Source organism: Woeseia sp. D3-10, from assembly GCF_055809415.1.
In genome coordinates this window covers 1,155,834-1,178,502 of record NZ_JBVVTW010000007.1, presented here as the reverse complement: position 1 = coordinate 1,178,502, position 22,669 = coordinate 1,155,834, and the positions used below count along the sequence as shown (strand labels likewise).

The following is a 22,669-nucleotide window of genomic DNA, read 5'->3' as shown; positions in this document are numbered from 1 at the left end:
CGTTCGCGCGATAGTTTCGGGGGCAAACTCGTGAAGCTGCGGTTGCTGGCAGTGGGTCTTGGACTCCTGTGGCTCGCGATTGCGGCGGCTTGCGCAACCACGCCGCCGCAAAATGTCGAAAACATCTGCGCGATCTTCAAAGAAAAAAGTGCCTGGTACAAAGACGCGAAAAAATCCGAGAAAAAGTGGGGCACGCCGGTGCACGTGCAAATGGCGATCATTCGGCAGGAGTCGTCATTCAAGTTTGATGCACGACCACCGCGACGTAAATTACTTGGCTTCATCCCCTGGACCCGCCCTTCCAATGCTTACGGTTATGCACAGGTCCTCGACAGCACGTGGAAGTGGTATCAGGACGAAGCGGGGGGGATGTTTGCGGATCGCGACGACTTTGGCGATGCCATCGACTTTGTCGGCTGGTATACGAGTGTATCCCAGCGAACGCTGGGCATATCGAAATGGGACCCTTACAACCAGTATCTTGCGTATCACGAAGGCCACAATGGCTGGAAACGCAAGAGCTACAACAAGAAGCGCTGGTTGCGCGATGTGGCGGGCAAGGTCGAGTACCGGGCCAAAGAATGGGGTGCGCAGATAAAGCGCTGTGAGAAAGATCTCGACGACGGCTGGTGGATATTCTGAGTTAGGCTGGCCACACAAGAGGACTGACTATGCTTACCGAAACCTTACGTGCCGTTCTTGGCTGGACCGCGCTGATCAATATGACTGTAATGTTGGTCTGGTTCCTGTTCTTCGTATTCGCACACGACTTTATGCATCGCTTGCACGGTCGCTGGTTTGATATTCCACGACAGCAGTTCGACAGCATTCACTACGCCGGCATGGCTGTGTTCAAATTCGGCAACATCCTGTTTTTCATTGCACCCTATCTGGCGCTTAGAATCGTTGCATGAGCAGCAGCAAGACGAGAGCCGCGGCATGAGCACGAAACAGCCACGAACTGACATCGCCCGCGTGATGTTCATTACCGGCGGCAGCCGGGGCATCGGTGCGGCGACTGCGATATTGGCGGCCGACGCCGGTTACGACGTGGCGTTGACCTACCGACAACGCGATGACGAAGCCGGCAAAGTCTGCGCGGCAATAGAAGCCCGCGGTCGTCGAGCCCTGGCGGTTCCGGTCGACCTTGCCGATGAAACCTCGATAGTCCGTGCGTGGAGCACGGTAACGAGCGCTTTTCCCCGGGTCGCTGTGCTGGTCAACAACGCCGGCACGCTGGAGCAGCAGATGCCACTGGAAGACATGGAAGCGGCTCGCTTGCACCGCGTCTTTGCCAGCAACTCAATAGGCACCATGTTGTGCGCGCGCGAAGCCGTTCGACACATGTCCACGGCCCGCGGTGGCGATGGCGGCGTGATCGTCAATGTCTCTTCCGTCGCGGCACGACTGGGTGCGCCTCGCGAGTACATCGACTACGCGGCATCCAAAGCGGCTGTCGAAACGCTGACCATTGGTTTGGCCAAAGAAGTCGCGAATGCGGGCATTCGAGTCAATGCAGTACGGGCGGGTACGGTACACACGGAGATTCACGCTGCTGGCGGCGAACCTGAGCGGGTGGCGCGGGTTGCCAAAAATATTCCGCTGGGTCGCGGTGGCGAGCCTGGTGAAATCGGCGAAGCGATACTGTGGCTGGCATCCGACCGCGCCGGATTTGTCACTGGTAGTATTCTGGAGGTCAGTGGCGGGCTTTGAGTGGCGGATTGGCTTCGCCCTGCAGTGCTGTATATTCATTCCCAAAGGCCGGTCAGTTGCATCGGTTCCCATGGAGATCTGGAATGAATTTACGGCGCACCCGCAATCGCTCGACTTTCTTCGCTATGTTGCTGGCCAGTATTGGCCTGTCCCTGGTTACGTCTGCGTCCGCCGCGGATGCAGAGACGCTGCCCGCCAGTGCTGCCGATGTTAAGCCCCTTACAAGCGGCGATCACGCGCCCGCGTTCACAGTCCGTACCGTCGACAACGAAATTTATCAGTTTGATCCGAACAATCTGGCCAAACCAACGATACTAATCTCCTTCCGCGGCGGTTGGTGTCCGTATTGCAACCTGCATTTGTCTGAATTGCGCAACGTCATTCCCGAGATCAACGCGTTGGGCGTGGATGTGCTGTTCCTCAGCGGTGACAGGCCGGACCAGCTCTACAGCAGCCTGCAAGCCGATACGCAGGAAGACATAGACGGACGCGACTACGTTATTTTGTCCGATGCTGATGTCAATGCGGCACGCGCGCTGGGCACGGCGTTTCTGGTCGACGGCGGACTGACCAACTATCTGGGCCAGAAAGGTCGCGACTACAGTGGCTCGTCGATAGGACAACACAACGCACTGGCTGTGCCGGCCGTATACGTCATCGGCAAAAATGGCGAAATTGTTTTTGATTTCGTCAACGCGGATTACAAAGTGCGCCTGCCTGCCGACGAGTTGCTGGCGGCTGCGAAGAACGCGGCTGATTAGTTCAATGCAGTAACGTGCCAGGCAAACGGGCCCGGATGGGCCCGTTTTTGTTGGGCAGCGTGAATCTTCGATGGTTCAGCTACAGCGCGTTGCTATAATCGCCGCCGCGAACCTGTTCAGGCAGGCATCACTATCCAGCAGAGCGGCACTTCAGTCCGCCCGACAATGCAGGCGAATGCAAATGAAAGATAATTACCCGGACGGGACGCAGAAATCGTTGCGCCTGCTGGCGGAGCGCATTCGGGCGCGACGAACTATCAACCTGTTTCTCAAGCAGCCTGTCAGTCGCAAGTTAATTCTGGATGCAATAGAGGTCGCCCGCTGGGCACCCAATCACCACGTGACCGAGCCGTGGCATTTCTACATCCTCGGGCCAGAGGCTATTGCGAAATGTGTTGAGTTGACGCGCACGATCGTGACCGAGAAAAAGGGCGCGGAAAAAGGCGATTTCAAAGCCGAAGCGGCCGCCGCCCGTCCCGGCTGGCTGGTCGTGACCTGCCGCTATTCTGCCGACGAACTGACCCAGCAAGAGGATTACGCGAGCTGTTGTTGTGCGATTCAGAACCTGATGCTGTACCTGTCGGAGGCTGGGCTCGCGTCGAAATGGGCGACGGGCGCTATCAACCGCGACCCGCGATTGTTTGCGGCACTGGGTATAGATCCGGAGAAAGAATTTGTCGTTGGCCTGATTTTCTACGGCTACCCCAAGATCACACCGCAACAGAAACGGCGGCCGGTAGCTGAAATTTCTACGCAGTTACCCTGAGCCGTTACAGGTGTGTTTCCGGCATTTTGCCGGACCACGCCGGCGCAACAATGGTGCGCTAGCCGATCACGTTGTCGTCGCTATGCCACCTGCGTTGGCCCACAGGTTCGTGAAAGCCGGCTCGTACGGCAAGGGCATCGACGCTACATAGCTTGTTGCCGGTCGGCAGGCCATACGCTGACCGGACCCGCGCAGTCGTTGCGGAGGTCGTGTATCCGTGAATAAACGGTCAGCCGCCAGCCCGAAACTTAGTCCGCGCCTTCTTCGGCAAACAACGGTTTGCTGCCCAAAATCTGTGCACGCAGCAGGAAGCAAATGAGCACCGCTGTACCGCAGAAACCCATGTTGATAACCGCGTTACGCACGCTGCCATCGTAGAGCAGACTGCTGACCATCGAGCTAAGTGCGGCGGCCAGATTTTGCACTGTGCCGATAATGGAAGCCGCAACGCCGGCGAAGGCGGGTACCGGGTCCAGGGCCATAGCGGTGGCATTTGGCAACAATAGTCCGGTGCCAAACATGTACAGGCAGACACTGCCCCACAGCCACCAGAATGGTGCGGCATCCAGCCAGCCGATCAGGAGCATCTGCAACGCGGCGATGCCGATCAGTACCGCGCCGACAGCCATCACCTGCATCGAGCTGCAGGTCAGCAGCAGGCGGCGATTGAACGTCGAACCGAGCAGGATCGCGAAGCCGGCGAGCGCAAATATGAAACCGAACTGGGAGACGGGGTAGCCGTAAATTTCGATGATCAGCGCCGATGAGCTGGTGATCAATGACATGAAGCCGCTGGCGGTCAGCAGCACAAGTAAGACACCAAACAGGCACTGACGGTGGCGCGAGAACTCGCGCACGCTGATCCACAATTGCCGAAGAATGTGGTGGTCGCGCATCGGCAGGCGCGTTTCTCGCAAGCCCCGGTTGACACCGACCAGCATCAGTCCGCCACAAATCGCGATCACGATAAACGGCGCACGCCAGCCGGATACCGTGACCAGCAAAGAGCCGACCATGGGTGCCAGCATGGGTGCGGCTGTAAAGATCATCACCATGATAGTCAGCAGGCGGGCGGCTTCCTTGCCGCTGGCAACATCACGCACGATAGCGCGGGCGACGACCGCGCCGGCAGACGCGCCAAGGCCTTGCAGGAAACGACCTGCCAGCATTTGTTCGATTGAACCTGTGAACGCGCAGATGGCGCCGCCGACGATGAAGGTCAGCACGCCCGCGTACAGCACCGGCATGCGACCGATGCGATCCGACACCAGTCCAGCGGGCAGTTGTCCCAGTGCGAGACCGGCCATGAACCAGGTCACTATCTGTTGGCCGAGCGACAGGCTGGTTGCGAGCTCGCGCACCATTTCCGGGATGGCGGGCAGGCTCATGTCGATCGATATGGCAGCGAGGCCCGTCAGGCAGCCAAGGACGAGAACAAAGCGGCGCGTGCCGGCGAGTCCGGAATTCATTGCGGTTTCATCAGGTATTGCGGAGTAGGGGTCGAAGTATGCCAGAGCAGGGCGTTGCCGTCCGGCGTGGCTCGTAACCGCTCAGAGACTCTCGTGCACTGCCCGGCCGCCGACATATAGTTGCCGCAATTCGTTCAGCCCCAGCCAGTAACTCAGCTCGCGCGGATGCTCTATATCCCATTGAGCAATGTCTGCACGCTTGCCGACTTCGAGCGTACCCGTGCTGTCCTGCCGTCCCAGCGCCTGTGCTGCAACGCGTGTGACGCCGGCCAGGCATTCCTCCGGCGTTAGACGAAACTGACTGGTGGCGAGGGCCATGATGGCGCGGAGCGAGGCGACCGGCGATGTACCGGGATTGCAGTCTGTTGCCAGGGCGATGGGCACGCCGTGCCGGCGCAGTGCGTCAACAGGGGGCAGTTGAGTTTCGCGCAATGTAAGAAACGCACCCGGCAGGAGAACCGCCACGGTACCCGCAGCGGCCATGGCTGCGATGCCGTCGGTCGCGCTGTACTCGAGGTGATCCGCCGACAGTGCGTTGTAGCGGGCAGCGAGGGCCGCGCCACCCGTGTCGCTCAGTTGGTCGGCGTGCAGTTTGACGCGCAGCCCCAGCGCGGTGGCCGCGGCAAACAGGCGGCTGACCTGTGCCGTTGAGAACGCGATGGATTCGCAATAGGCATCGACTGCGTCGGCGAGACCCTCGGCCGCGATTTGCGGCAGCATGTCGTCGCACAGCATGTCGATGTACTCATCGGCGCTGCTGTCGTAGTCCGTCGGCACCGCATGCGCGCCCAGAAACGTCGTGCTGACTGTGACCCGGCGCAAGTCAGCGAGTTGTGTGGCCAATCGCAGCAGTCGCAACTCGGATTCCTGATTGAGACCGTAACCGGATTTGATTTCCACGGTGGCGACGCCGTCGCGCTGCAAGGCATCAATACGTTTGCAGCCTTCGGCAAGCAATTCAGCATCGCTGGCTGCCCGTGTCGCATTGACAGTCGACATGATTCCGCCACCAGCGCGCGAAATCGTCTCGTAGCTGACGCCCTGCAGGCGCTGTTCGAACTCGGCCGCGCGGTTGCCGCCGAACAGGAGGTGAGTGTGGCAGTCGATCAGCGCCGGTGTCAGCCACTGTCCGGCAGCGGATACGGTTCGTGTTGCCGTTGCCGCTGGCTGTTCGGCAGCAGCGCCCAGCCAGGCGATGCGGCCGTCGCGCACGGCCAGTGCGGCGTCCTCCACGATGCCGTAAGCGTCGGCATCGGCACGCATGCTCGCGATTCGCGCGTCAGTGATCAAGAGGTCCCAGTGCGACATGGTGTGCGCAATCCCTGTTGCATTTCAGTGGAGGCAAACGGTAGCATGCGGCAACTTGTATATACAACCATTGGGAGCCCGTTCGGTGACGACGATATTTGCCCGCAAAGCCTTGCTGCCAGATGGCTGGCGCGCCAACGTGCGGCTGCAGATCACGGCTGGACGGATTGCTGCGGTGACTCCCGACAGCCGGCATGCAGGCGATGACGACCACGCAGATATCCTGATTCCGGGCTTGTGCAATGCACACAGTCACGCCTTCCAGCGCGCGTTGGCTGGCCATACCGAACAACGTGCTGCGGCGCACCGCGACAACTTCTGGAGCTGGCGCGAACGAATGTATCGATTGTCGGCGCTGGTGGATGGGCCGCGGTTGACCGCGATTGCGCGCCAGGCCTACACAGAGATGGTCTCCAGTGGCTACACGTCTGTCTGCGAGTTTCATTACCTGCACGCCCAAGGCGAGGGTGAAGTTGACGACCGGATGTACGACGCCTTGCTGGAGGCCGCGCGCGACAGCGGGATCCGCTTGATCTACGTGCCGGTGCTCTACGAACGCGGCGGTTTTGACAACGAACCGCTGTCCCCGCAGCAACAGCGTTTTCATCACGAGCTGCCGGAGTTTCTCAATCACTACCGCCGTTGCCGCGAGCGTGCCGGTAGCGATGCCACGGTAGGGATCGGTGCGCACAGTCTGCGTGCCGTGAGGGCAGAGTCATTGCAGGAAATCGTCGCGGCAGCGACCCGCGACAATGCCCCGCTACACCTGCATATCGCTGAGCAACAACGTGAAGTTGAGCAGAGTCTGGCTATACGTCATCGCCGCCCCGTGCGCTGGCTACTGGAGCAGTATGCGCTGAATTCGAACTGGTGCCTGGTGCATGCAACCCACGTCGATGCAGACGAAGTCGCGGCTATCGCCGAGAGCGGTGCGGTAGTTTGTTTGTGTCCCAGCACAGAGGCGAACCTTGGCGACGGATTGTTTCCGCTGGCAGCGTTTTTGGAGAAGGGCGGGCACATAGCGATTGGTTCCGACAGTCATATCTCCATCAACCCCTTCGAGGAATTGCGCTGGCTTGAATACGGTCAGCGCCTGCTTGCTGAACAACGCAACATCGCCGCCATCGGCCAGTGCAATACCGGTCGTTCCCTGTTCGAACGTGTTGCGATCGGTGGCGCTTTCGCTGCCGGCACAGACAGTGGCCGCATAGAGCCGGGCTGCGTGGCGGACCTTCTGCTCTTGGACGGAGATGATCCGATGCTTGCTGGTCACGATGCCGATACGGTGCTGGATGCGCTGGTTTTTTCGGGCTACTCCTTGCCGCTGGATCGGGTCATGGTGAACGGCGAGTGGCAGTTTGTTGGCGGACGCCATCTGAACAGAGACCAGGCTCGCTCGGCATATCGCGAAACCGTTTCGGAAATTTCCGCCATTCTCGGGGCGACAAACTGATGGCCGCCAAAGTCAAACCGCGCTATCGCGAACTCAAAGACAGCATCATCGCAAGTATCTCCGCTGGCAAGCTGCGACCACGCGACCGGGTGCCGTCTGAAAATGAAATGGTCGACACCTACGGCGTCTCGCGGATGACCGCCAATCGCGCGCTACGTGAATTACACGCTGAAGGTTACGTTGAACGCGTGGCCGGCGTTGGCACGTTCGTCGCTGACTTGCGTGCGACCTCGAACGTGCTCGAAGTGCGCAGTATCGCCGATGAAATCACGCTGCGGGGACACACGCATTCAGCGCGGGTGCTGCGGCTATCGAAACAACACGCCCGCGGCGAGGTTGCGCGCTCTTTGCAGGTGAGCCCGGGCAGTGACGTGTTTCATCTGTTAATCGTGCATGAAGAAAACGAACAGCCTGTGCAGCTTGAAGACCGGCATATCGTTGCGGAGTTTGCACCGGACTGTTTGCAACAGGATTTCACGCAGATCACACCGAGTGCCTATCTCAGCGCTATCGCACCTCTGCAGGAAGCTGAGCAAGTAGTACGAGCCGTCATTCCGAACGCGGCTGTTCGCAAACATCTGAACATGGAGACGGGTGAACCCTGTCTCGTCATTGTGCGTCGTACCTGGGCGCACGGCCGGCCGGTGAGTTTCGGCCGACTCAGTCATCCCGGCAGTCGCTTTGAACTGACCGGGCACTACACACCGCCAGGAACGCCGCGCAGCAAACCACAGCAAAGCGTTGCCGGGGCGCACAACCCACATTCGGTGAACGACCTATGAGCAACACGAGAATTGTAAGAGCGCCCACAGGGTCCACGCTGCAGACAAAAAGTTGGCTGACTGAAGCGCCCCTCAGAATGCTGATGAACAACCTCGACCCGATGGTTGCCGAGCGCCCGGAAGACCTGGTTGTCTACGGCGGTATCGGCAAAGCGGCCCGCAACTGGGAGTGCTTTGACGCCATTGTCAAAGCGCTGCGCGAACTGCGCGATGACGAAACCTTGCTGGTGCAATCGGGCAAGCCAGTGGGTGTATTTCCTACCCATGCGGATGCTCCGCGCGTATTGATTGCGAATTCCAATCTTGTCCCCGCGTGGGCCAACTGGGAACACTTTCGTGAGCTGGATCGTAAAGGCCTGATGATGTACGGCCAGATGACCGCGGGCTCGTGGATCTACATTGGCAGTCAGGGCATCGTGCAGGGCACGTACGAAACGTTCGTGGAAATGGGTCGCCAGCATTACAACGGTGACCTCAGCGGCAAATGGATACTGACGGCCGGGCTCGGCGGTATGGGTGGCGCACAACCGCTGGCGGCGACCATGGCTGGTGCGTCGATGCTGGCAATTGAATGTCAGTCGGACCGTATCGATATGCGTTTGCAGACCGGCTACCTCGATGAGCGTGCTGACACTTTGGACGACGCGATGGCCATCATCGAGCGTGCTGTATCCGGCAAGAAAGCAGTGTCGGTCGGATTGCTGGGTAACGCGGCCGAATTGTTGCCGGAGATGCTGCGACGAGGCATTCGACCGGATGCCGTGACCGATCAGACCTCGGCGCACGATCCCGCAAACGGCTATTTGCCGGCAGGCTGGAGCATCGCCGAATGGCTGGCTGCGCGTAGCCATGACCCGGAGCGGGTGGCTCGAGAAGCGGCGACATCGATGGTGCAACACGTACGAGCCATGCTGGAATTCCAGGCGCAAGGCATTCCGGTCTTCGATTACGGCAACAACATTCGTCAGGTGGCCTTCGACGAAGGTGTCAGCAACGCGTTCGATTTCCCCGGCTTTGTCCCGGCCTACGTCAGGCCGTTGTTCTGTCGTGGTGTCGGGCCGTTTCGCTGGGTAGCGTTGTCGGGCGATCCGGAGGATATCTACAGGACCGATGCCAAGGTGAAGGAGCTCATCCCGGATGACCCGCACCTGCACAACTGGCTCGATGCCGCGCGTGCGCGCATTCAGTTTCAGGGTTTGCCCGCACGCATCTGCTGGGTGGGCCTTGGGCAGCGCGATCGCCTGGGTCTGGCCTTCAATGAAATGGTCCGTAACGGCGAACTCAAAGCGCCGGTTGTCATTGGTCGTGATCACCTCGACAGCGGTTCCGTGGCGAGTCCCAATCGCGAAACGGAAAGCATGCGCGATGGCAGCGACGCCGTTTCCGACTGGCCGTTGCTGAATGCCTTGTTAAGCACGGCCAGTGGGGCGACGTGGGTGTCGCTGCATCACGGCGGCGGTGTTGGCATGGGCTATTCACAGCACGCGGGTCTCGTCGTCGTTTGTGACGGCACGGACGCCGCGGACCGGCGCATTGCCCGGGTTCTGTGGAACGACCCGGCCACTGGCGTGATGCGGCACGCCGATGCCGGCTACGAAATAGCCATCGACTGTGCCCGTGAAAACAAACTCAAGATGCCGATGCTGGGAGAACCCTCATGAACCTGCACATAGATGGCCAGGCCGTTACGCTCGCCGAACTGCGCGCGGTATGGGCAGAGCCTGCACGAATCACGCTGGGGGATAATGCCCGTCGCGGCATCAGCGCCTCAGCGGCGCAGATTCAAAAGGTCGTCGCCGGCGGCAATTCCGTGTACGGCGTCAATACCGGTTTCGGGCAGCTTGCCCAGGTGCGAATCAGCAACGACGACCTGGTGAAGCTGCAGGAGAATCTGGTGCGCTCGCATGCGGTCGGCGTTGGTGCCTTGCTGCCTGACGCTATCGTGCGCTTGATCATGGTCATGAAAGTCGTGGCGCTGGCGCAAGGCTACTCCGGCGTTCGCGAAGCGCTGGTCGATGCGTTGTGCGCGTTGCTCAACCACGACATCTATCCGTCGATTCCGGTCAAAGGGTCTGTCGGCGCATCCGGTGATTTGGCGCCGCTTGCACACATGTCGGGAGCGTTGCTCGGCATTGGTGAGGTCAGTGTCGGTGGGCAAGTGATGCCGGCCGAGGCGGCGCTGGCCGCTGCGGGGCTTGAACCACTGCAGCTTGCGCCGAAGGAAGGGCTGGCCTTGCTGAACGGCACGCAGGTGTCCACGGCGTTGACTCTTGCCGCGTTGTTCCGGGCCGAACACGTCGTTGCGGCTGCACTCAGCGCCGGCGCGATGTCCGCTGATGCTGTACAGGGCAGCGATACGCCGTTTGATGCACGAATCCAGCAAGTGCGCGGCCAGCCCGGGCAAATCGCCGTCGCGCGGGTACTGCGCGAACTGATGGCAGGCAGTGAGATTCGTGCTTCCCACATCGAATGTCAGCGCGTGCAGGATCCGTACTCAATTCGCTGTCAACCACAGGTCATGGGCGCGTGTGTCGATGTGCTGCAGCACGTTGCCCGCGTGCTTGAGATTGAGGCGAATGCCGTCAGTGACAACCCGTTGGTCTTTGCCGATTCCGGTGACGTCCTGTCTGGCGGTAATTTTCATGCCGAACCTGTCGCCATGGCAGCGGACTACCTGGCACTGGCTATTGCAGAAACCGGCGCGCTGGCAGAACGGCGCACGGCGTTGCTGATCGATTCCCACCTGAGCGGGCTGCCCGCATTTCTGGTCAGGGACGGCGGGCTGCATTCCGGTTTCATGATGGCGCAAGTGACCGCCGCCGCACTGGCGTCGGAGAACAAGTCGCTGGCGCACCCGGCCAGCGTGGACAGTCTGCCGACGTCGGCCAATCAGGAAGACCACGTAAGCATGGCAACGTTCGCGGGCAATCGTTTGCACGGCATGCTCGACAACGTGGATTGCATTATCGCAATCGAGATTCTGGCGGCAGCGCAGGGCATCGACTTTCACCGGCCGAAAAAAAGCTCGAAGACGATAGAGCAAATCATCGGGCAGGTGCGCCGGTTTTCGCCGGCCTATGACTCGGACCGTTCTTTGTCCGGAGAGATTGAGCAACTTGCTGCGTTGATCGATGGCGGTTCGTTTTCGGAATATTGCCAGCACGTGCTACCCAGCTTTCCCGCATGAGCGATTCTGTTTTCACCTTGCATGAAGGCGCTGCGCCACTGCTGATCAGCATCCCGCATGACGGCCGCGAAGTGCCGGCAGCGATTGCCAATCGCATGACCGCCGTGGGCAGGGAGTTGCCGGATACTGACTGGCACGTCGCCCGGCTGTACGAGTTTGCGAAGTCGCTCGGTGCCAGTCTCATCATTGCACGTCAATCGCGTTACGTGGTCGATCTCAATCGGCCGGCAGCTGACCTGCCTTTGTACGAGGGCCAGGTTTCCACTGGTTTGTGCCCGGCAAGGACGTTCAGCGGTGAACCGATCTATCAGGACGCGGCAGTCGTTGGCGCGGAAGAAACTGCACAACGCATTGAGCAGTACTGGCGGCCTTATCACGAGCAAATTGAGTTGACGCTCGCACAACTGAAGCGGCAACACGGTTACGCGTTGCTGTGGGACGCACATTCGATTGCCGGTGAAGTGCCTGCATTGTTCGCCGGGGAGTTACCTGCGCTGAACCTCGGAACGTTCGATGGCAAGAGCTGCAGCCAGCATATCCGCCGCGAACTGGCAGGCTTTTTGGCTCGGTCGTCGTTTTCAGCGGTATGCGATGGTCGCTTTAAAGGCGGTTTTATCACCCGCCACTATGGCCAACCGGCAAACGCCGTGCATGCTGTGCAACTGGAGCTGGCGCAGCGCAGTTACATGAATGAAAAGACTTTGCGTTATGATGCCAGCCGCAGCAAGGAGCTTGCTGAGACGCTGCGCGGTTTGCTTGAGGTATTCATGCAGAGCGCAAAATCTGAATTCGCGCCCGTATAGCGAGGTGGGCGCTCCGGGGGAACGATGAGCGACGAGAAAGGCATACACGAATTATACGCGGCAGATGCCGCAGAGGCTGACCGGCAATTGTGGGGCCGCAAGACTGACCCGCTATCGCGTCGCGGTTTTCTGCGGGGCAGCGGGCTGGCCGCGATGACAGCGGCAGTAGGCGCCTCCATCCCGTTTGCTGAATACATGCCCGGTGGCTTGATCCCCGCGGCCCTGGCGCAAAGCGCCGAACCGTTCGCATTGCCGGGCAAAGAGGGCTTGATCGTCCTCAATGATCGGCCCATCAACGCAGAAACTCCTGCGCACCTGTTGAACGACAACGTCACTCCGGCAAGTCGGCTGTTCGTGCGAAATAACGGCGTTCCTCCCGCCACTGCCAATACATCGGCTGATGACTGGGTGTTCGAGATCGGCGGCGAATCCTGCGCGACACCTATGCGCATGACGGTCGGTGAGCTGAAGCAGAAATTCAAACAGCACACGCTGCAACTGCAGATCGAGTGCGGCGGTAACGGCCGCGCGGAATTCAATCCTCCCGCCCGCGGCAATCAATGGAGTACCGGTGCGGTTGGTTGCCCGGAATGGACAGGCGTGCGACTGAAAGACGTTTTGCGGCATGCGGGCATGAAAGACGATGCTGTTTACGTGGCGTATGAAGGTGCCGACAGCCATTTGTCCGGCGATGCATCGAAGCGACCGATATCGCGCGGTGTGCCAGTGGCAAAGGCGCTCGAAAACGAATCGATGCTGGTATGGGCCATGAACGGTGAGCCATTACCGCTGTTGCACGGCTATCCATTGCGCATGGTGTGCGGCGGCTGGCCTGCTTCCGTAAGTGGCAAATGGCTCAACAAATTGCTGATACGCGATCGGGTGCATGACGGCGAAAAAATGACCGGCCAGTCTTACCGCGTACCGTGCAAACCGGTTGCGCCGGGCACCGAAGTCGCCGACGAAGACATGTGCATTATCGAATCTATGCCGGTGAAGTCGCTCATCACGATGCCGAAGTCGGGCATTACTCACAGTATGGCGGATGCGCTCGCGGTGCGCGGCCACGCCTGGGCTGGCGATGACGCCATACGTCAGGTGTATACCTCGATTGATTTTGGTGCGAGCTGGCAGCGTGCCCGCCTGCAAAAAGCAGCGAACCGTCTGGCCTGGCAACACTTTGACGCCAGCCTGCGCTTTCCTCAGACCGGCTATTACGAAGTGTGGGCGCGGGCTGAAGATGCCCAGGGCAGGCAGCAGCCGATGGTCTTGCCGGGCTGGAACCCGCGCGGCTATCTCAACAATGCCTGCCACAGAATTGCGGTGCAGGTGACGGCGTGATGCGCGCTGTTACGCTGTTGCTTTGCCTGCTGGCAGTCTCGGTTTCCGCGCAGGAAGTTGACGAGGCCAGCGGCCTGATAAAAGCCGATGGCTGGCAGCTCGTGCGCATTCACTGCGGCGGTTGTCATTCGCACAAGCTGGTCACCGGGCAGCGTGCAGACCGGCAGACCTGGCTCGCGATCATCCGCTGGATGCAGGCCACACAGAATCTCTGGCAATTCGATGATGCAACTGAGAAGGGCATACTCGATTACCTTGCGGCAAATTACGCACCGCAGTCGGATCGTCGGCGCCCACCCATTCCGCCACAGTTAATGCCACCGCGACCTGCCGCTGACAGCGGCGGCTGAACGCGGTACCGGTAAGAGGAGCAGTACATGAACTATCGAATCCTTGGAGCTTGCCTTGCTCTGTTACTGCTTGCCGCATTGCCGGTCACTGCGTTCGCCGCAAGCGCCGCTGAAATTGACGCGGAAGTTCGTGAGACGCTGGTCAAGTTCAATGAAGAAGTAAACGGCGCTGAAGTTTTTCTCAACAACGCCGCGGGTTACCTGGTATTTCCCCGGGTAATCAAAGTGGGTATCGGCATTGGCGGTGAAACCGGCGAAGGTGCGCTGCTTGTCAATGGCCAAAGCGTTGACTACTTTCGCACCTCGGCCGGTTCGTTCGGGCTGCAGTTGGGTGCGCAGGCCAAGTCCATCGTGATTGTCTTCATGACGAGTGCCGCACTGGACAAATTTCGCAACAGCTCGGGCTGGAAAGTGGGTGTCGATGGCTCGGTGGCATTAATTGATATCGGCGCAGGAAAATCGATTGATTCACAAAACGTAAAAGACCCCGTGGTGGGTTTCGTGTTTGGCTCCAAAGGCTTGATGTACAACCTGACTCTGGAAGGTTCAAAGATCAGCAAGCTGGACAAGAGCTGACGCGCAGCGCTTGCGGGTATCGCCGGACTGGCAGATATGGCGCGTACAGACAAGAAAAAGCCGAAGAAAGCGAAGAAGCCGAAAGAGCCGTTCATCGCGAAGATGAAACGCCGTGGCCGGGAAACCTATGGCCTTGGCCAGACGCTGGTACATGAGCCGCGCGCCTTTCCTGGTGCCTGCGGCGGTCTGCTGAAACGTTCGTTCCGTACGATGTGGGAAGCCCGCGGTGGTGGTTACTACGCCTGCGGCTTCGCGCTCACATTCATTTGGCTCGAAATAACCACGTTGTTCTCCGAGCTGGCGTCAGCGAGCGGAGTTGGCTCTTTCCTGAGTGATCAACTCCTTGAGTTCCTGTTTCGTTTCTCGTTGCAATCCATCGGCAATACCGTACAGGCGTTTATCTGGCCGGCGCTTGTCATCGGCGAGTACGAGTGGTGGGGCCTCGGCGGTATCGCGATCAGCTACTTCCTGTTTTCTCAGTTTCTGAAAGCGCCGATGACGGAATGGTTGTTTGCCGATGCAGATTCTGCATTGCCGGCCGTCGCGCAAACGTCGGGTAACAATGACAACGGCGATAAGCCGGCTTAGCGAACGTTTGACGCGAGTTGCTGACGCCAGCTGGCGGTTTCTGAATCCACTTCGGTAATCGCACTGCGTATGGCCATGAGTTCCGCATCGCGCAGCAACCGGACCTGACCTTCGTCGATCTTCAGTCCCAAGTCAGTAAATACCGGGCCCGTGTCCGGAAATCCCGCGGTGTCCGCGTAGCGCCGGTACAGCGGCATGAATACCGTGCGCCCGCTGAGGTCATCGAGGGTGGCGAATAATTCAGGGCCACTCCAGACGCGGTCCGACGGCAAGCAGCAGGTTTGCAATTGTTGCAGCACGCTATCCAGCGTCTGCTCGCCGTTGCTTTGTTCGCGCAGGGCGACATCGGCCATCAAAGCCAGTGCGGCACCACTCCAGTAAACCTTCATGTTCGCGTCACGTTTGCCGCCTTCGGCCGCATCATTCGGCGACAACTCCGGCCGTGACAAACGTCCGCGGGTGTAGCCTTCGTACAATTTTTGCCACGCGTGCTGTGCATCGTAAGTGCCGGAACGTGCTAACAGAACGTTTTGGTAGTACTGCGCAAAGCCTTCGGAAATCCAGCGATGATTGCGGTTCACGTAAGGCAGCATCAGGTGACTGAATTCGTGAGTTGCAGTCCAGTCGTTCAGGAACGCTGTCAGCGGTTGCGCCGGGTCAACATACAGTTCAACCGATTCTCCGCCGTCGCGAACTACTCTGCCGAACGGGACCGCACCACCACCGCGCCGTGAGTTCTCGGCGACAGGAATGACGAGTACCTGCGGGGACGGGTTCGGGAAACGACCGTACGCGAGACTGACATCGGTAGCTGCCGCTGTTACCCAGCGCAGAAGTTGACTGTTGTCGACGACCGATTTGCCGCGCAACAGGCTAACCCGCAAGGTTGCTCCGGGAACGGCAAGCTCGCGGTATTCGAAACGACCGAATGCCGCGGCAACGTCGGCGTTCTCTGGTGACTTGCTTACGTGATAGGTCGTGCGGTGTTCGTCCACAGGCTGCCACGGCACGGCGACATCAATTCCGGGCGGTAACTTGAAGTCGACCAGCAACTCGGACGTATATGTGATTTCCGGACGCCACAACCAGAGTGACGGTGACACGATGATGTTGTCGGCGCTGAGGCCGTGATTCTGGCGTTGCTCGCTGGCCGCGTCGCGCAAGTTAACGGTATAGCTCATGCAACGTATGCCCTCGGCGGGCACGATCATGCGCCGGTTGCGCATGCGCAACCGCGGATCGTCATCGCAGTTTTGAAAGTCTGCAAGGTAGCGGCCGGCGCGAGGAGAACGTGCGGCGACACTGTGTACCCGTCCGTCGAAGCGCGCCTCGACCGTCATGTGTTCGAGATCATCACTGACGGTGACGGTGTACTGGTGCAACGCGGGCGCTACGCTGTCAAACGCATTGCTGGTCAATGGCAACAGCCCGCCGAGGCTGAGTATCGCCGCCAGCGCAAGGTGTTTCGTTGTCTTGCTTGTAGTCATTGTCGGGTTCACGCCGTGGTTGCGTTGCATCGCTCTTGAGTTTCCAGGCCCTGGACCCGGGCGCGCCGCTTGCGTCATGTACTTATTCCGCGTGGCGCCGCACTGCGAGACATTATGCCGCTGTCCCACTGGCATGTAAGTGCGGCACTTTATGACTGTGATTAGAGTCACAATCGTAAGTCTGCAATGACGGCACAGATCACACGGCGGTTTTGCTGCCGTTCAGGAACGTTAAGGCATGATCGGCTGTACGGCAGGCCAGAGTTACAAATGAGATGCATTCGCATCTCGATGCTGGCGTGTCGTCAGGCGCTCTAAATGTTTTAAGATGGCGCGGCGGGCTGGTTAGAAATTCGCATGTTATGCGCACGTAAAAAGGAGAGACCCTTGAGTAAAATCGCGAGACGTCAGTTTATACAGTTGTCGGCAGTGGCTACTGCCGGTTATTTCGTCAGTCCGGGTCGGGAAGCCAAGGCACAGGATGCGCCGCATCTGGCTGAAGACGATCCGACCGCACAGGCGATGAAGTACACGCACGACACCAGCACGGTGGATGCTGCAGCGCGCGCCAATCCCGCCGAGAACCAGAACTGCTCTAACTGCGCGCTGATACAGGGTGCGGATGGCGACGAGTGGCGACCCTGCCAGATATTCCCAGGCAAACTGGTCAATGCTAATGGCTGGTGTTCCGTTTGGGCGCCGAAAGCCTGACTTGAAACATGCCCCGGCACTTGGCCGGGGCTATGTATCGAATGACCAACGTGGATATCCAACACTTTTATCACGCCGGTACCGGCACACTGTCGTACGTGGTCAGTGATCCGGCGACGGCCGCGGCGGCCGTAATCGACCCGGTGCTGGGATTCGACATCGTGTCGGGCCGAAGCGATGCGAGCCAGGTGCGCGACATCGTCGAATACCTCGGCGCGCACGACCTCAAGCTGCAGTGGATACTTGAAACGCACGCCCACGCCGATCACCTGAGCGGCGCGCAGTACATCCGCGCAAGTCTCGGTGGCGACGTGGCTATCGGCGAAGGCATACGCCATGTTCAGGAACACTTCGGCAAGATATTCAATCTGAAGCCACCGTTTCGCGCCGACGGTCATCAGTTCGATCAATTGTTCGCCGATGGCGAAAGTTTCTCGATCGGTTCGCTGCCGGTTGAGGTCATCGCGACGCCGGGTCACACCAGCGACAGTGTTACCTATCGCATAGGCAATGCCGCGTTCATCGGCGACACGATGTTCATGCCCGATGCGGGCACGGCACGTTGTGACTTTCCAGGCGGCGATGCAGGTTTGTTGTTTGATTCAATCAGCAAAATCCTCAGTCTTCCGGCGGATACCCGGCTGTTCGTTTGCCACGATTACCAGCCCGGCGGCCGTGAGCTGCAATTCCAGGCGACGGTCAGTGAGCAGGCGGCGAACAATATTCATATTGGCAATGGCCGCAGCCGCGAAGAGTTCATTGAGCTTCGTGAGACCCGCGATCGAAGCCTGAACCTGCCCGCCCTGATACTGCCAGCCCTGCAGATCAATATACGCGCCGGCAACCTGCCGCCAGCCGAGGACAATCAGGTCGTCTACCTGAAAATACCGCTGGACCTCGTCTGACCCGACCGGAGTGCTTTCCGCACTTCACGGACGCTGCAGCCTGTGTACAATTCGCCGGCCTACACACCAGCAGCTTCAGTCCGTGGAGAACTACCTTGTTTGACTCGCTAAATGCGTTGCCATCCGACGCGATCCTCAGGCTTATTGCCGAACATGCCAATGATGCCCGCAGCAATACTGTCGATCTCGGTGTGGGTGTGTATCGCACCGAAGACGGCGCAACGCCGGTCCTGAATTCCGTGAAAGCGGCTGAGCGCCATGTGCTCGAAACGCAGACCACCAAGACCTACCTTGGCTCCGGTGGCGATCCCGAGTTCAATGCGCTGATTCAGAAACTGACCTTTGGCGACGACGTTGCGGCGGAGCGGGTGATGACGTTGCAGGCGCCGGGCGGCTCCGGCGCATTGCGGGTAGCGGCCGGGGTTATCAGCCGGGCGCGCGAAGACGCGACGGTCTGGCATTCGGACCCGACCTGGGCCAACCACGTGCCCTTGCTCGCCGGCGCGGGCCTGAAGCTCAAAGCCTATCCTTACTACGATGCCGACAAGCGGACCATTCGCTTCGAGCAAATGCTGGAGGCGCTGTCGCAGGCACCGGAAGGCGATATCGTTTTATTGCATGGTTGTTGCCACAACCCGACCGGCATGGACCTCAGCCGTGAGCAGTGGCAGACCGTTGCGGAGTTGCTGGCCAGTCGCAAATTGCTGCCGTTCGTGGACCTTGCGTACCAGGGCTTTGCCGAGGGCATCGAGGAAGATGCTTATGGCATACGCCTGCTCGCCGGAATGGTGCCGGAAATGATCGTTGCCACATCGTGCTCCAAGAACTTTGCGCTTTACCGAGATCGCGTTGGCTCGCTGTCCATCGTCACCAGCAACGCCAAGACTGCGGGCATCGTCCGCAGCCAGGCGCACAATCTGGTGCGCACCATGTACTCAATGCCGCCCGATCATGGCGCGGCTGTCGTCCGCACGATCCTCGGCGATGCCGAGCGGCGTGCAACCTGGGTGAACGAAGTGAAAGAAATGCGCGTGCGGCTGCACGCGATGCGCGCAGGTCTCGTAGCAAAGTTACGCGACAAGGCGCCGGACCACGACTTCTCACACATCGAGCGCGCCAAGGGCATGTTTTGCTTTGTGGGTATTTCGGAAGAGCAAGTCGAGCAACTCAAAAAGAATTGCGGCGTCTACATGGTCGGTTCCAGCCGCATCAACGTCGCCGGTATCACACCCGCAAACGTTGAATATCTCGCGGAATCGATAGCTTCAGTTCTCTGAACCTTGTGGCGGTACCAGGTCGCCCGCCCACCACATGCGATCGCCCGCGCTGATGCCGAGGCGATCGCTGGTGCCGGCGTTCAGCTCCAGCACGTAGCTCACGTTCTCGATGGATCGCACTGACTTCAGCGATTGCGGTTCGGTATCGCGGGCAATCGACGAAATTGCGCCGTCCTTGCGAATGAACAGCATATCGAGCGGGATGAAGGTGTTCTTCATCCACATCGAGTACATGTCACTGTCCGGGTAGACGAACAACATGCCGCGCCACGGATCCATATGCCGGACGTGCATCAGGCCACGCTGACGTTGCTGATCATTGACGGCGACGTGTATGTCGAAGCGGTAACAGGCGTTCGCAGTGGCGCTGATGACGATGCTGCTCTTGGGGAAAAATGCATCCAGCGCGTCGTCCGCGAAAGCGAGACCCGATGCGAGCAGGAGGCTTGCGCCGATCAGAAGTCCGGAGTTCTTCATCATTTTGCCGCTTGCCAGTTCACGCGGCCACTGTAACTCAGCTCGCGAAGGGTGACGCTGCCATTGCCGTTGAGTTCGGCCAGTGGCGCGAGGCAATAGGCGATGCCTGTGACAGCGTATTGCTCGCCGGAATCGTCGAGAGCCTGCTGCTCAGTGACATCAGACCAGCAGATCTCACTGTCCTGATTACTGTAGAAGCGGCCGCTGTTTTCTTCTATCAGCGTGATGGTGGTGACCAGTTCGGTGGCAATCTTGCCGGGCTCGAGCGCGGGCAGGGCGACAATAAAGGCGAGCTGGCGATCGCTGCCGTCGATCTGGGCCGTGCCGGCAAAACGCAATCGTGCGCCGTTGCCGAACGGGCGTGGCATCCCCTCGCAGGTCAAATCTGCCGCGGTCCAGCTAAGCTCTGTGCGCAAATCACCGTAGAGCTGCACTGCGAAGTGGCCTTCTTCGTCACAGGCTGTGGCGGCCGTCTCGCTGCCGGCGGAGTGGGCGGCGATGAGCGCGGCGAAAACAAAAATCAATCGCATCGATTCGGTCAATCGTGGAAAAGCGCCTAGTTTATGCAATGTCTGGCTCAAATGATGGTCGTAATGCATTTACTGTTGCCTGGCCATTTTGGATTGGCGGTTTCGCTTGCAACAAGCAGGGCAGGCAATGCCGCCGCCGTGAACATCGCAGCCGAAAAACTGTCTGGTTCAAATAAGCGGGAGCAGGCCCTACAATGGCACGCCTTTTGGCAAGCCCGTTTTCAAAGTCGGAGTACCGGATGAGCGTAGCAGAACAATTCCAAAAGCTCGAAGCGCATGTAAGCGGCCTGATTATCGGCCAGGCGCACCTGATTAACCGCATGCTCATTGCGTTGCTGTGTGACGGTCATTTGCTGGTGGAGGGCGCGCCCGGTCTGGCGAAGACCCGCGCAATCAAGGTGCTTTCCGAGAGCATTGAAGGTGATTTCCACCGCCTGCAGTTCACTCCGGACTTATTACCGGCCGATCTGACGGGTACCGAGATTTACCGTCCCGCTGATGGCAGTTTCGAATTTCGCTTCGGTCCGCTGTTCCATAATCTGATCCTCGCGGACGAAATCAACCGTGCGCCGGCCAAGGTGCAGTCTGCGCTGCTTGAAGCAATGGAAGAGCGGCAGATCACGGTTGGTGAGAAGAGCTACCCGCTGTCGCCGTTGTTCATGGTGATGGCGACCCAGAACCCGATCGAGCAGGAAGGTACCTACCCGCTGCCCGAAGCCCAGCTTGACCGCTTCCTTCTGCATGTGCAGGTTGGCTATCCGAGCGTTGAAGACGAGCGCCGAATCCTGCGTCTGAACCGGGACGAGGCCAAAGCCGGCGAACGCGATGCGTTCAAGCCGCCCGAGCAATTGTCACAGGCCAGCGTCATGGCCGGTCGCCAGGAAATTCTCAACCTGCATTTGTCCGACGAACTTGAGCAATACATCGTCAATATCGTGGTCGCGACCCGCAACCCACAGAACGTGGATGCAACACTCGCGGGTCAAGTGCTGTATGGCGCCAGCCCCCGTGCCTGCATGGGTATCGACCGCGCCTCGCGTGCTCATGCCTGGCTTGCCGGCCGTGATTATGTTGGTCCGGAAGACATCCAGGCTGTTGCCTCTGATGTGCTGCGGCATCGCCTGGTGCTGAGCTTTGAGGCCGAGGCCGATGGCATCAGCTCCGATTCCATCATCGAACGCATCCTCGACGGCGTCGGCGTTCCCTGAGCGGGAGAACGGCAGAAGGACGAATCGTGCGCCACGACCATTTACCTACGGATGCATCGCCAGTCAGCGTCAGTCAGAAAGGACTGATACGGCTGGCCGGGCCTGCCCGTGGAATCGCACTGGACGTGCTGCGTGTCAATTCCCTGCAAGCGGGCGCGTACGTGTCGCACTTCAAAGGCCGCGGCATGGAGTTCGACGAATCGCGTCCCTACCAGCCCGGCGATGATCCGCGCAACATTGACTGGCGCGTGACGGCCCGCAGTACCGAGGCCTACACCAAGCTGTTTCGCGAAGAGCGTGAGCGACCGGTGCTGGTCATGGTCGATCTGCGCAGCAATATGCACTTCGCCACACGCGGCAGTTTCAAATCGGTGTCAGCGAGTCGTGCGGCGGCATTGTTGTCGTGGTCGGCACACCATCGCGGCGATCGTCTCGGCGGCATAATTTTTGGCGACACCATGCACCGCGAATTAAAGCCGCGACTGGGACGTCAGGCAGCATTGCGTTACGTGCATCAGCTTGCGAGTCACCCCGACTGGTCAAACAAAGTACAGGTGCCGGACAGTGACGTCAGCGCGCCATTGTCTTCGGCCATGTCAGCACTGCGCCGCGTTGCGCGTCCGGGCAGTCTGGTTATTGTGATCAGCGATTTTCTGGGCTTCGACCGCACTGCACAGGCATATCTATCGGGTGTTGCGCGGCACAGTGAAGTGCTGGTCGTGAACGTCAGCGATCCGCTGGAGCGCGAATTGCCACCGCCCGGTCACTACCGTCTGGTGTCGGCTGAACGCGAAATGGCCATCGATACCTATTCGCGAGCGGCGCGCGTTGATTATCACGATGCCTGGGCAGAACGGCAGGAAGCACTGGAAGCGTATTGCCAACGCTACCGGATTCACATGATGCCGATGTCCACTGACGACGATCCGGTGGAGTGCCTGCAGCAGGCACTCGGCCGTCGCAGCCACTAAGCGGAT

At 59.5% G+C, this 22,669-nt stretch carries 24 protein-coding genes; 19 read left to right on the top strand and 5 right to left on the bottom strand.

The genetic code is table 11. From position 1 onward, the window contains the following. The first annotated feature begins 30 nt into the window (after window positions 1-30). From AC0L8N_RS06080 to AC0L8N_RS06060, 5 genes are all read left to right on the top strand, one after another. Window positions 31-642 carry a transglycosylase SLT domain-containing protein gene (locus AC0L8N_RS06080; RefSeq protein WP_473666677.1) on the top strand — a complete coding sequence of 204 codons (612 nt, stop codon included), beginning with the start codon at window positions 31-33 and terminating at the stop codon, window positions 640-642. A gap of 29 nt (window positions 643-671) precedes the next feature. Continuing rightward, window positions 672-914 carry a DUF6868 family protein gene (locus tag AC0L8N_RS06075; protein ID WP_473666676.1) on the top strand — a complete coding sequence of 81 codons (243 nt, stop codon included), beginning with the start codon at window positions 672-674 and terminating at the stop codon, window positions 912-914. A gap of 52 nt (window positions 915-966) precedes the next feature. Beyond that, entirely contained in the window at window positions 967-1,713 is a 747-nt protein-coding gene (locus AC0L8N_RS06070) for an SDR family oxidoreductase (protein WP_473670059.1), read from the top strand. Between the two features lie 83 nt (window positions 1,714-1,796). Further along, complete coding sequence (locus AC0L8N_RS06065; protein ID WP_473666675.1) at window positions 1,797-2,474, top strand: redoxin domain-containing protein; 678 nt, start codon at window positions 1,797-1,799, stop codon at window positions 2,472-2,474. Between the two features lie 181 nt (window positions 2,475-2,655). Then, window positions 2,656-3,240, top strand: a complete 585-nt coding sequence (locus tag AC0L8N_RS06060) for a nitroreductase family protein (protein ID WP_473666674.1) — start codon at window positions 2,656-2,658, stop codon at window positions 3,238-3,240. Window positions 3,241-3,488: 248 nt separating this feature from the next. Here AC0L8N_RS06060 and AC0L8N_RS06055 read toward each other — a convergent pair whose 3' ends face one another. Next, complete coding sequence (locus tag AC0L8N_RS06055; RefSeq protein WP_473666673.1) at window positions 3,489-4,709, bottom strand: multidrug effflux MFS transporter; 1,221 nt, start codon at window positions 4,707-4,709, stop codon at window positions 3,489-3,491. An 81-nt stretch (window positions 4,710-4,790) separates the two neighbouring features. Continuing rightward, on the bottom strand, window positions 4,791-6,017 hold the full coding sequence (hutI, locus tag AC0L8N_RS06050; RefSeq protein WP_473666672.1) for an imidazolonepropionase: 1,227 nt from the start codon (window positions 6,015-6,017) through the stop codon (window positions 4,791-4,793). An 85-nt stretch (window positions 6,018-6,102) separates the two neighbouring features. Between hutI and AC0L8N_RS06045 the strand changes: the two genes are divergently transcribed. The 9 genes from AC0L8N_RS06045 to AC0L8N_RS06005 are packed head-to-tail and all read left to right on the top strand — an operon-like array spanning window position 6,103 to window position 15,097. Beyond that, window positions 6,103-7,470, top strand: a complete 1,368-nt coding sequence (locus AC0L8N_RS06045) for a formimidoylglutamate deiminase (protein WP_473666671.1) — start codon at window positions 6,103-6,105, stop codon at window positions 7,468-7,470. Continuing rightward, on the top strand, window positions 7,470-8,252 hold the full coding sequence (gene hutC, locus AC0L8N_RS06040; RefSeq protein WP_473666670.1) for a histidine utilization repressor: 783 nt from the start codon (window positions 7,470-7,472) through the stop codon (window positions 8,250-8,252). Before AC0L8N_RS06045 ends, hutC begins: the two co-directional genes overlap by 1 nt. Then, window positions 8,249-9,913, top strand: coding sequence for a urocanate hydratase (gene hutU, locus AC0L8N_RS06035; RefSeq protein WP_473666669.1), 1,665 nt, complete (start codon window positions 8,249-8,251; stop codon window positions 9,911-9,913). The genes hutC and hutU overlap by 4 nt, the downstream gene beginning before the upstream one ends. Further along, window positions 9,910-11,439, top strand: coding sequence for a histidine ammonia-lyase (gene hutH / locus AC0L8N_RS06030; protein WP_473666668.1), 1,530 nt, complete (start codon window positions 9,910-9,912; stop codon window positions 11,437-11,439). The genes hutU and hutH overlap by 4 nt, the downstream gene beginning before the upstream one ends. Continuing rightward, a complete protein-coding gene (gene hutG / locus AC0L8N_RS06025; RefSeq protein WP_473666667.1) occupies window positions 11,436-12,242 on the top strand; it encodes an N-formylglutamate deformylase in 807 nt (268 codons plus the stop codon). The genes hutH and hutG overlap by 4 nt, the downstream gene beginning before the upstream one ends. A 24-nt stretch (window positions 12,243-12,266) precedes the next feature. After that, the gene (locus AC0L8N_RS06020) at window positions 12,267-13,583 is read left to right on the top strand and encodes a sulfite oxidase (protein WP_473666666.1); all 1,317 of its coding nucleotides are present in this window, start codon (window positions 12,267-12,269) and stop codon (window positions 13,581-13,583) included. Continuing rightward, on the top strand, window positions 13,583-13,933 hold the full coding sequence (locus AC0L8N_RS06015; RefSeq protein ID WP_473666665.1) for a hypothetical protein: 351 nt from the start codon (window positions 13,583-13,585) through the stop codon (window positions 13,931-13,933). Before AC0L8N_RS06020 ends, AC0L8N_RS06015 begins: the two co-directional genes overlap by 1 nt. A gap of 27 nt (window positions 13,934-13,960) precedes the next feature. Beyond that, window positions 13,961-14,509, top strand: coding sequence for a lipid-binding SYLF domain-containing protein (locus AC0L8N_RS06010; RefSeq protein ID WP_473666664.1), 549 nt, complete (start codon window positions 13,961-13,963; stop codon window positions 14,507-14,509). Between the two features lie 36 nt (window positions 14,510-14,545). After that, window positions 14,546-15,097 (top strand): hypothetical protein, encoded by a 552-nt coding sequence (locus AC0L8N_RS06005; RefSeq protein ID WP_473666663.1) that lies wholly within the window; start codon window positions 14,546-14,548, stop codon window positions 15,095-15,097. Here the strand turns inward: AC0L8N_RS06005 and AC0L8N_RS06000 are convergent. Beyond that, complete coding sequence (locus AC0L8N_RS06000; RefSeq protein WP_473666661.1) at window positions 15,094-16,584, bottom strand: M61 family metallopeptidase; 1,491 nt, start codon at window positions 16,582-16,584, stop codon at window positions 15,094-15,096. The genes AC0L8N_RS06005 and AC0L8N_RS06000 overlap by 4 nt on opposite strands. 387 nt (window positions 16,585-16,971) lie before the next feature. Between AC0L8N_RS06000 and AC0L8N_RS05995 the strand changes: the two genes are divergently transcribed. The 3 genes from AC0L8N_RS05995 to AC0L8N_RS05985 all read left to right on the top strand — a co-directional run bounded on the left by AC0L8N_RS05995 (window position 16,972) and on the right by AC0L8N_RS05985 (window position 19,477). Then, complete coding sequence (locus AC0L8N_RS05995) at window positions 16,972-17,295, top strand: high-potential iron-sulfur protein (RefSeq protein ID WP_473666660.1); 324 nt, start codon at window positions 16,972-16,974, stop codon at window positions 17,293-17,295. An 8-nt stretch (window positions 17,296-17,303) separates the two neighbouring features. Next, on the top strand, window positions 17,304-18,200 hold the full coding sequence (locus AC0L8N_RS05990; protein ID WP_473666659.1) for an MBL fold metallo-hydrolase: 897 nt from the start codon (window positions 17,304-17,306) through the stop codon (window positions 18,198-18,200). A gap of 95 nt (window positions 18,201-18,295) precedes the next feature. After that, entirely contained in the window at window positions 18,296-19,477 is a 1,182-nt protein-coding gene (locus AC0L8N_RS05985; protein ID WP_473666658.1) for an amino acid aminotransferase, read from the top strand. On the opposite strand, the gene AC0L8N_RS05980 is transcribed toward AC0L8N_RS05985, so the two are convergent. Together AC0L8N_RS05980 and AC0L8N_RS05975 are read right to left on the bottom strand one after the other, a co-directional pair. Continuing rightward, a complete protein-coding gene (locus tag AC0L8N_RS05980) occupies window positions 19,466-19,957 on the bottom strand; it encodes a DUF192 domain-containing protein (RefSeq protein WP_473666657.1) in 492 nt (163 codons plus the stop codon). The two genes, AC0L8N_RS05985 and AC0L8N_RS05980, sit on opposite strands and share 12 nt — an antisense overlap. Further along, the gene (locus AC0L8N_RS05975) at window positions 19,954-20,553 is read right to left on the bottom strand and encodes a hypothetical protein (RefSeq protein WP_473666656.1); all 600 of its coding nucleotides are present in this window, start codon (window positions 20,551-20,553) and stop codon (window positions 19,954-19,956) included. Before AC0L8N_RS05975 ends, AC0L8N_RS05980 begins: the two co-directional genes overlap by 4 nt. Window positions 20,554-20,723: 170 nt before the next feature. Between AC0L8N_RS05975 and AC0L8N_RS05970 the strand changes: the two genes are divergently transcribed. Then, on the top strand, window positions 20,724-21,692 hold the full coding sequence (locus tag AC0L8N_RS05970; RefSeq protein ID WP_473666655.1) for an AAA family ATPase: 969 nt from the start codon (window positions 20,724-20,726) through the stop codon (window positions 21,690-21,692). 26 nt (window positions 21,693-21,718) lie between these two features. Beyond that, a complete protein-coding gene (locus AC0L8N_RS05965) occupies window positions 21,719-22,663 on the top strand; it encodes a DUF58 domain-containing protein (protein ID WP_473666654.1) in 945 nt (314 codons plus the stop codon). The last annotated feature ends 6 nt before the right edge of the window (window positions 22,664-22,669 follow it).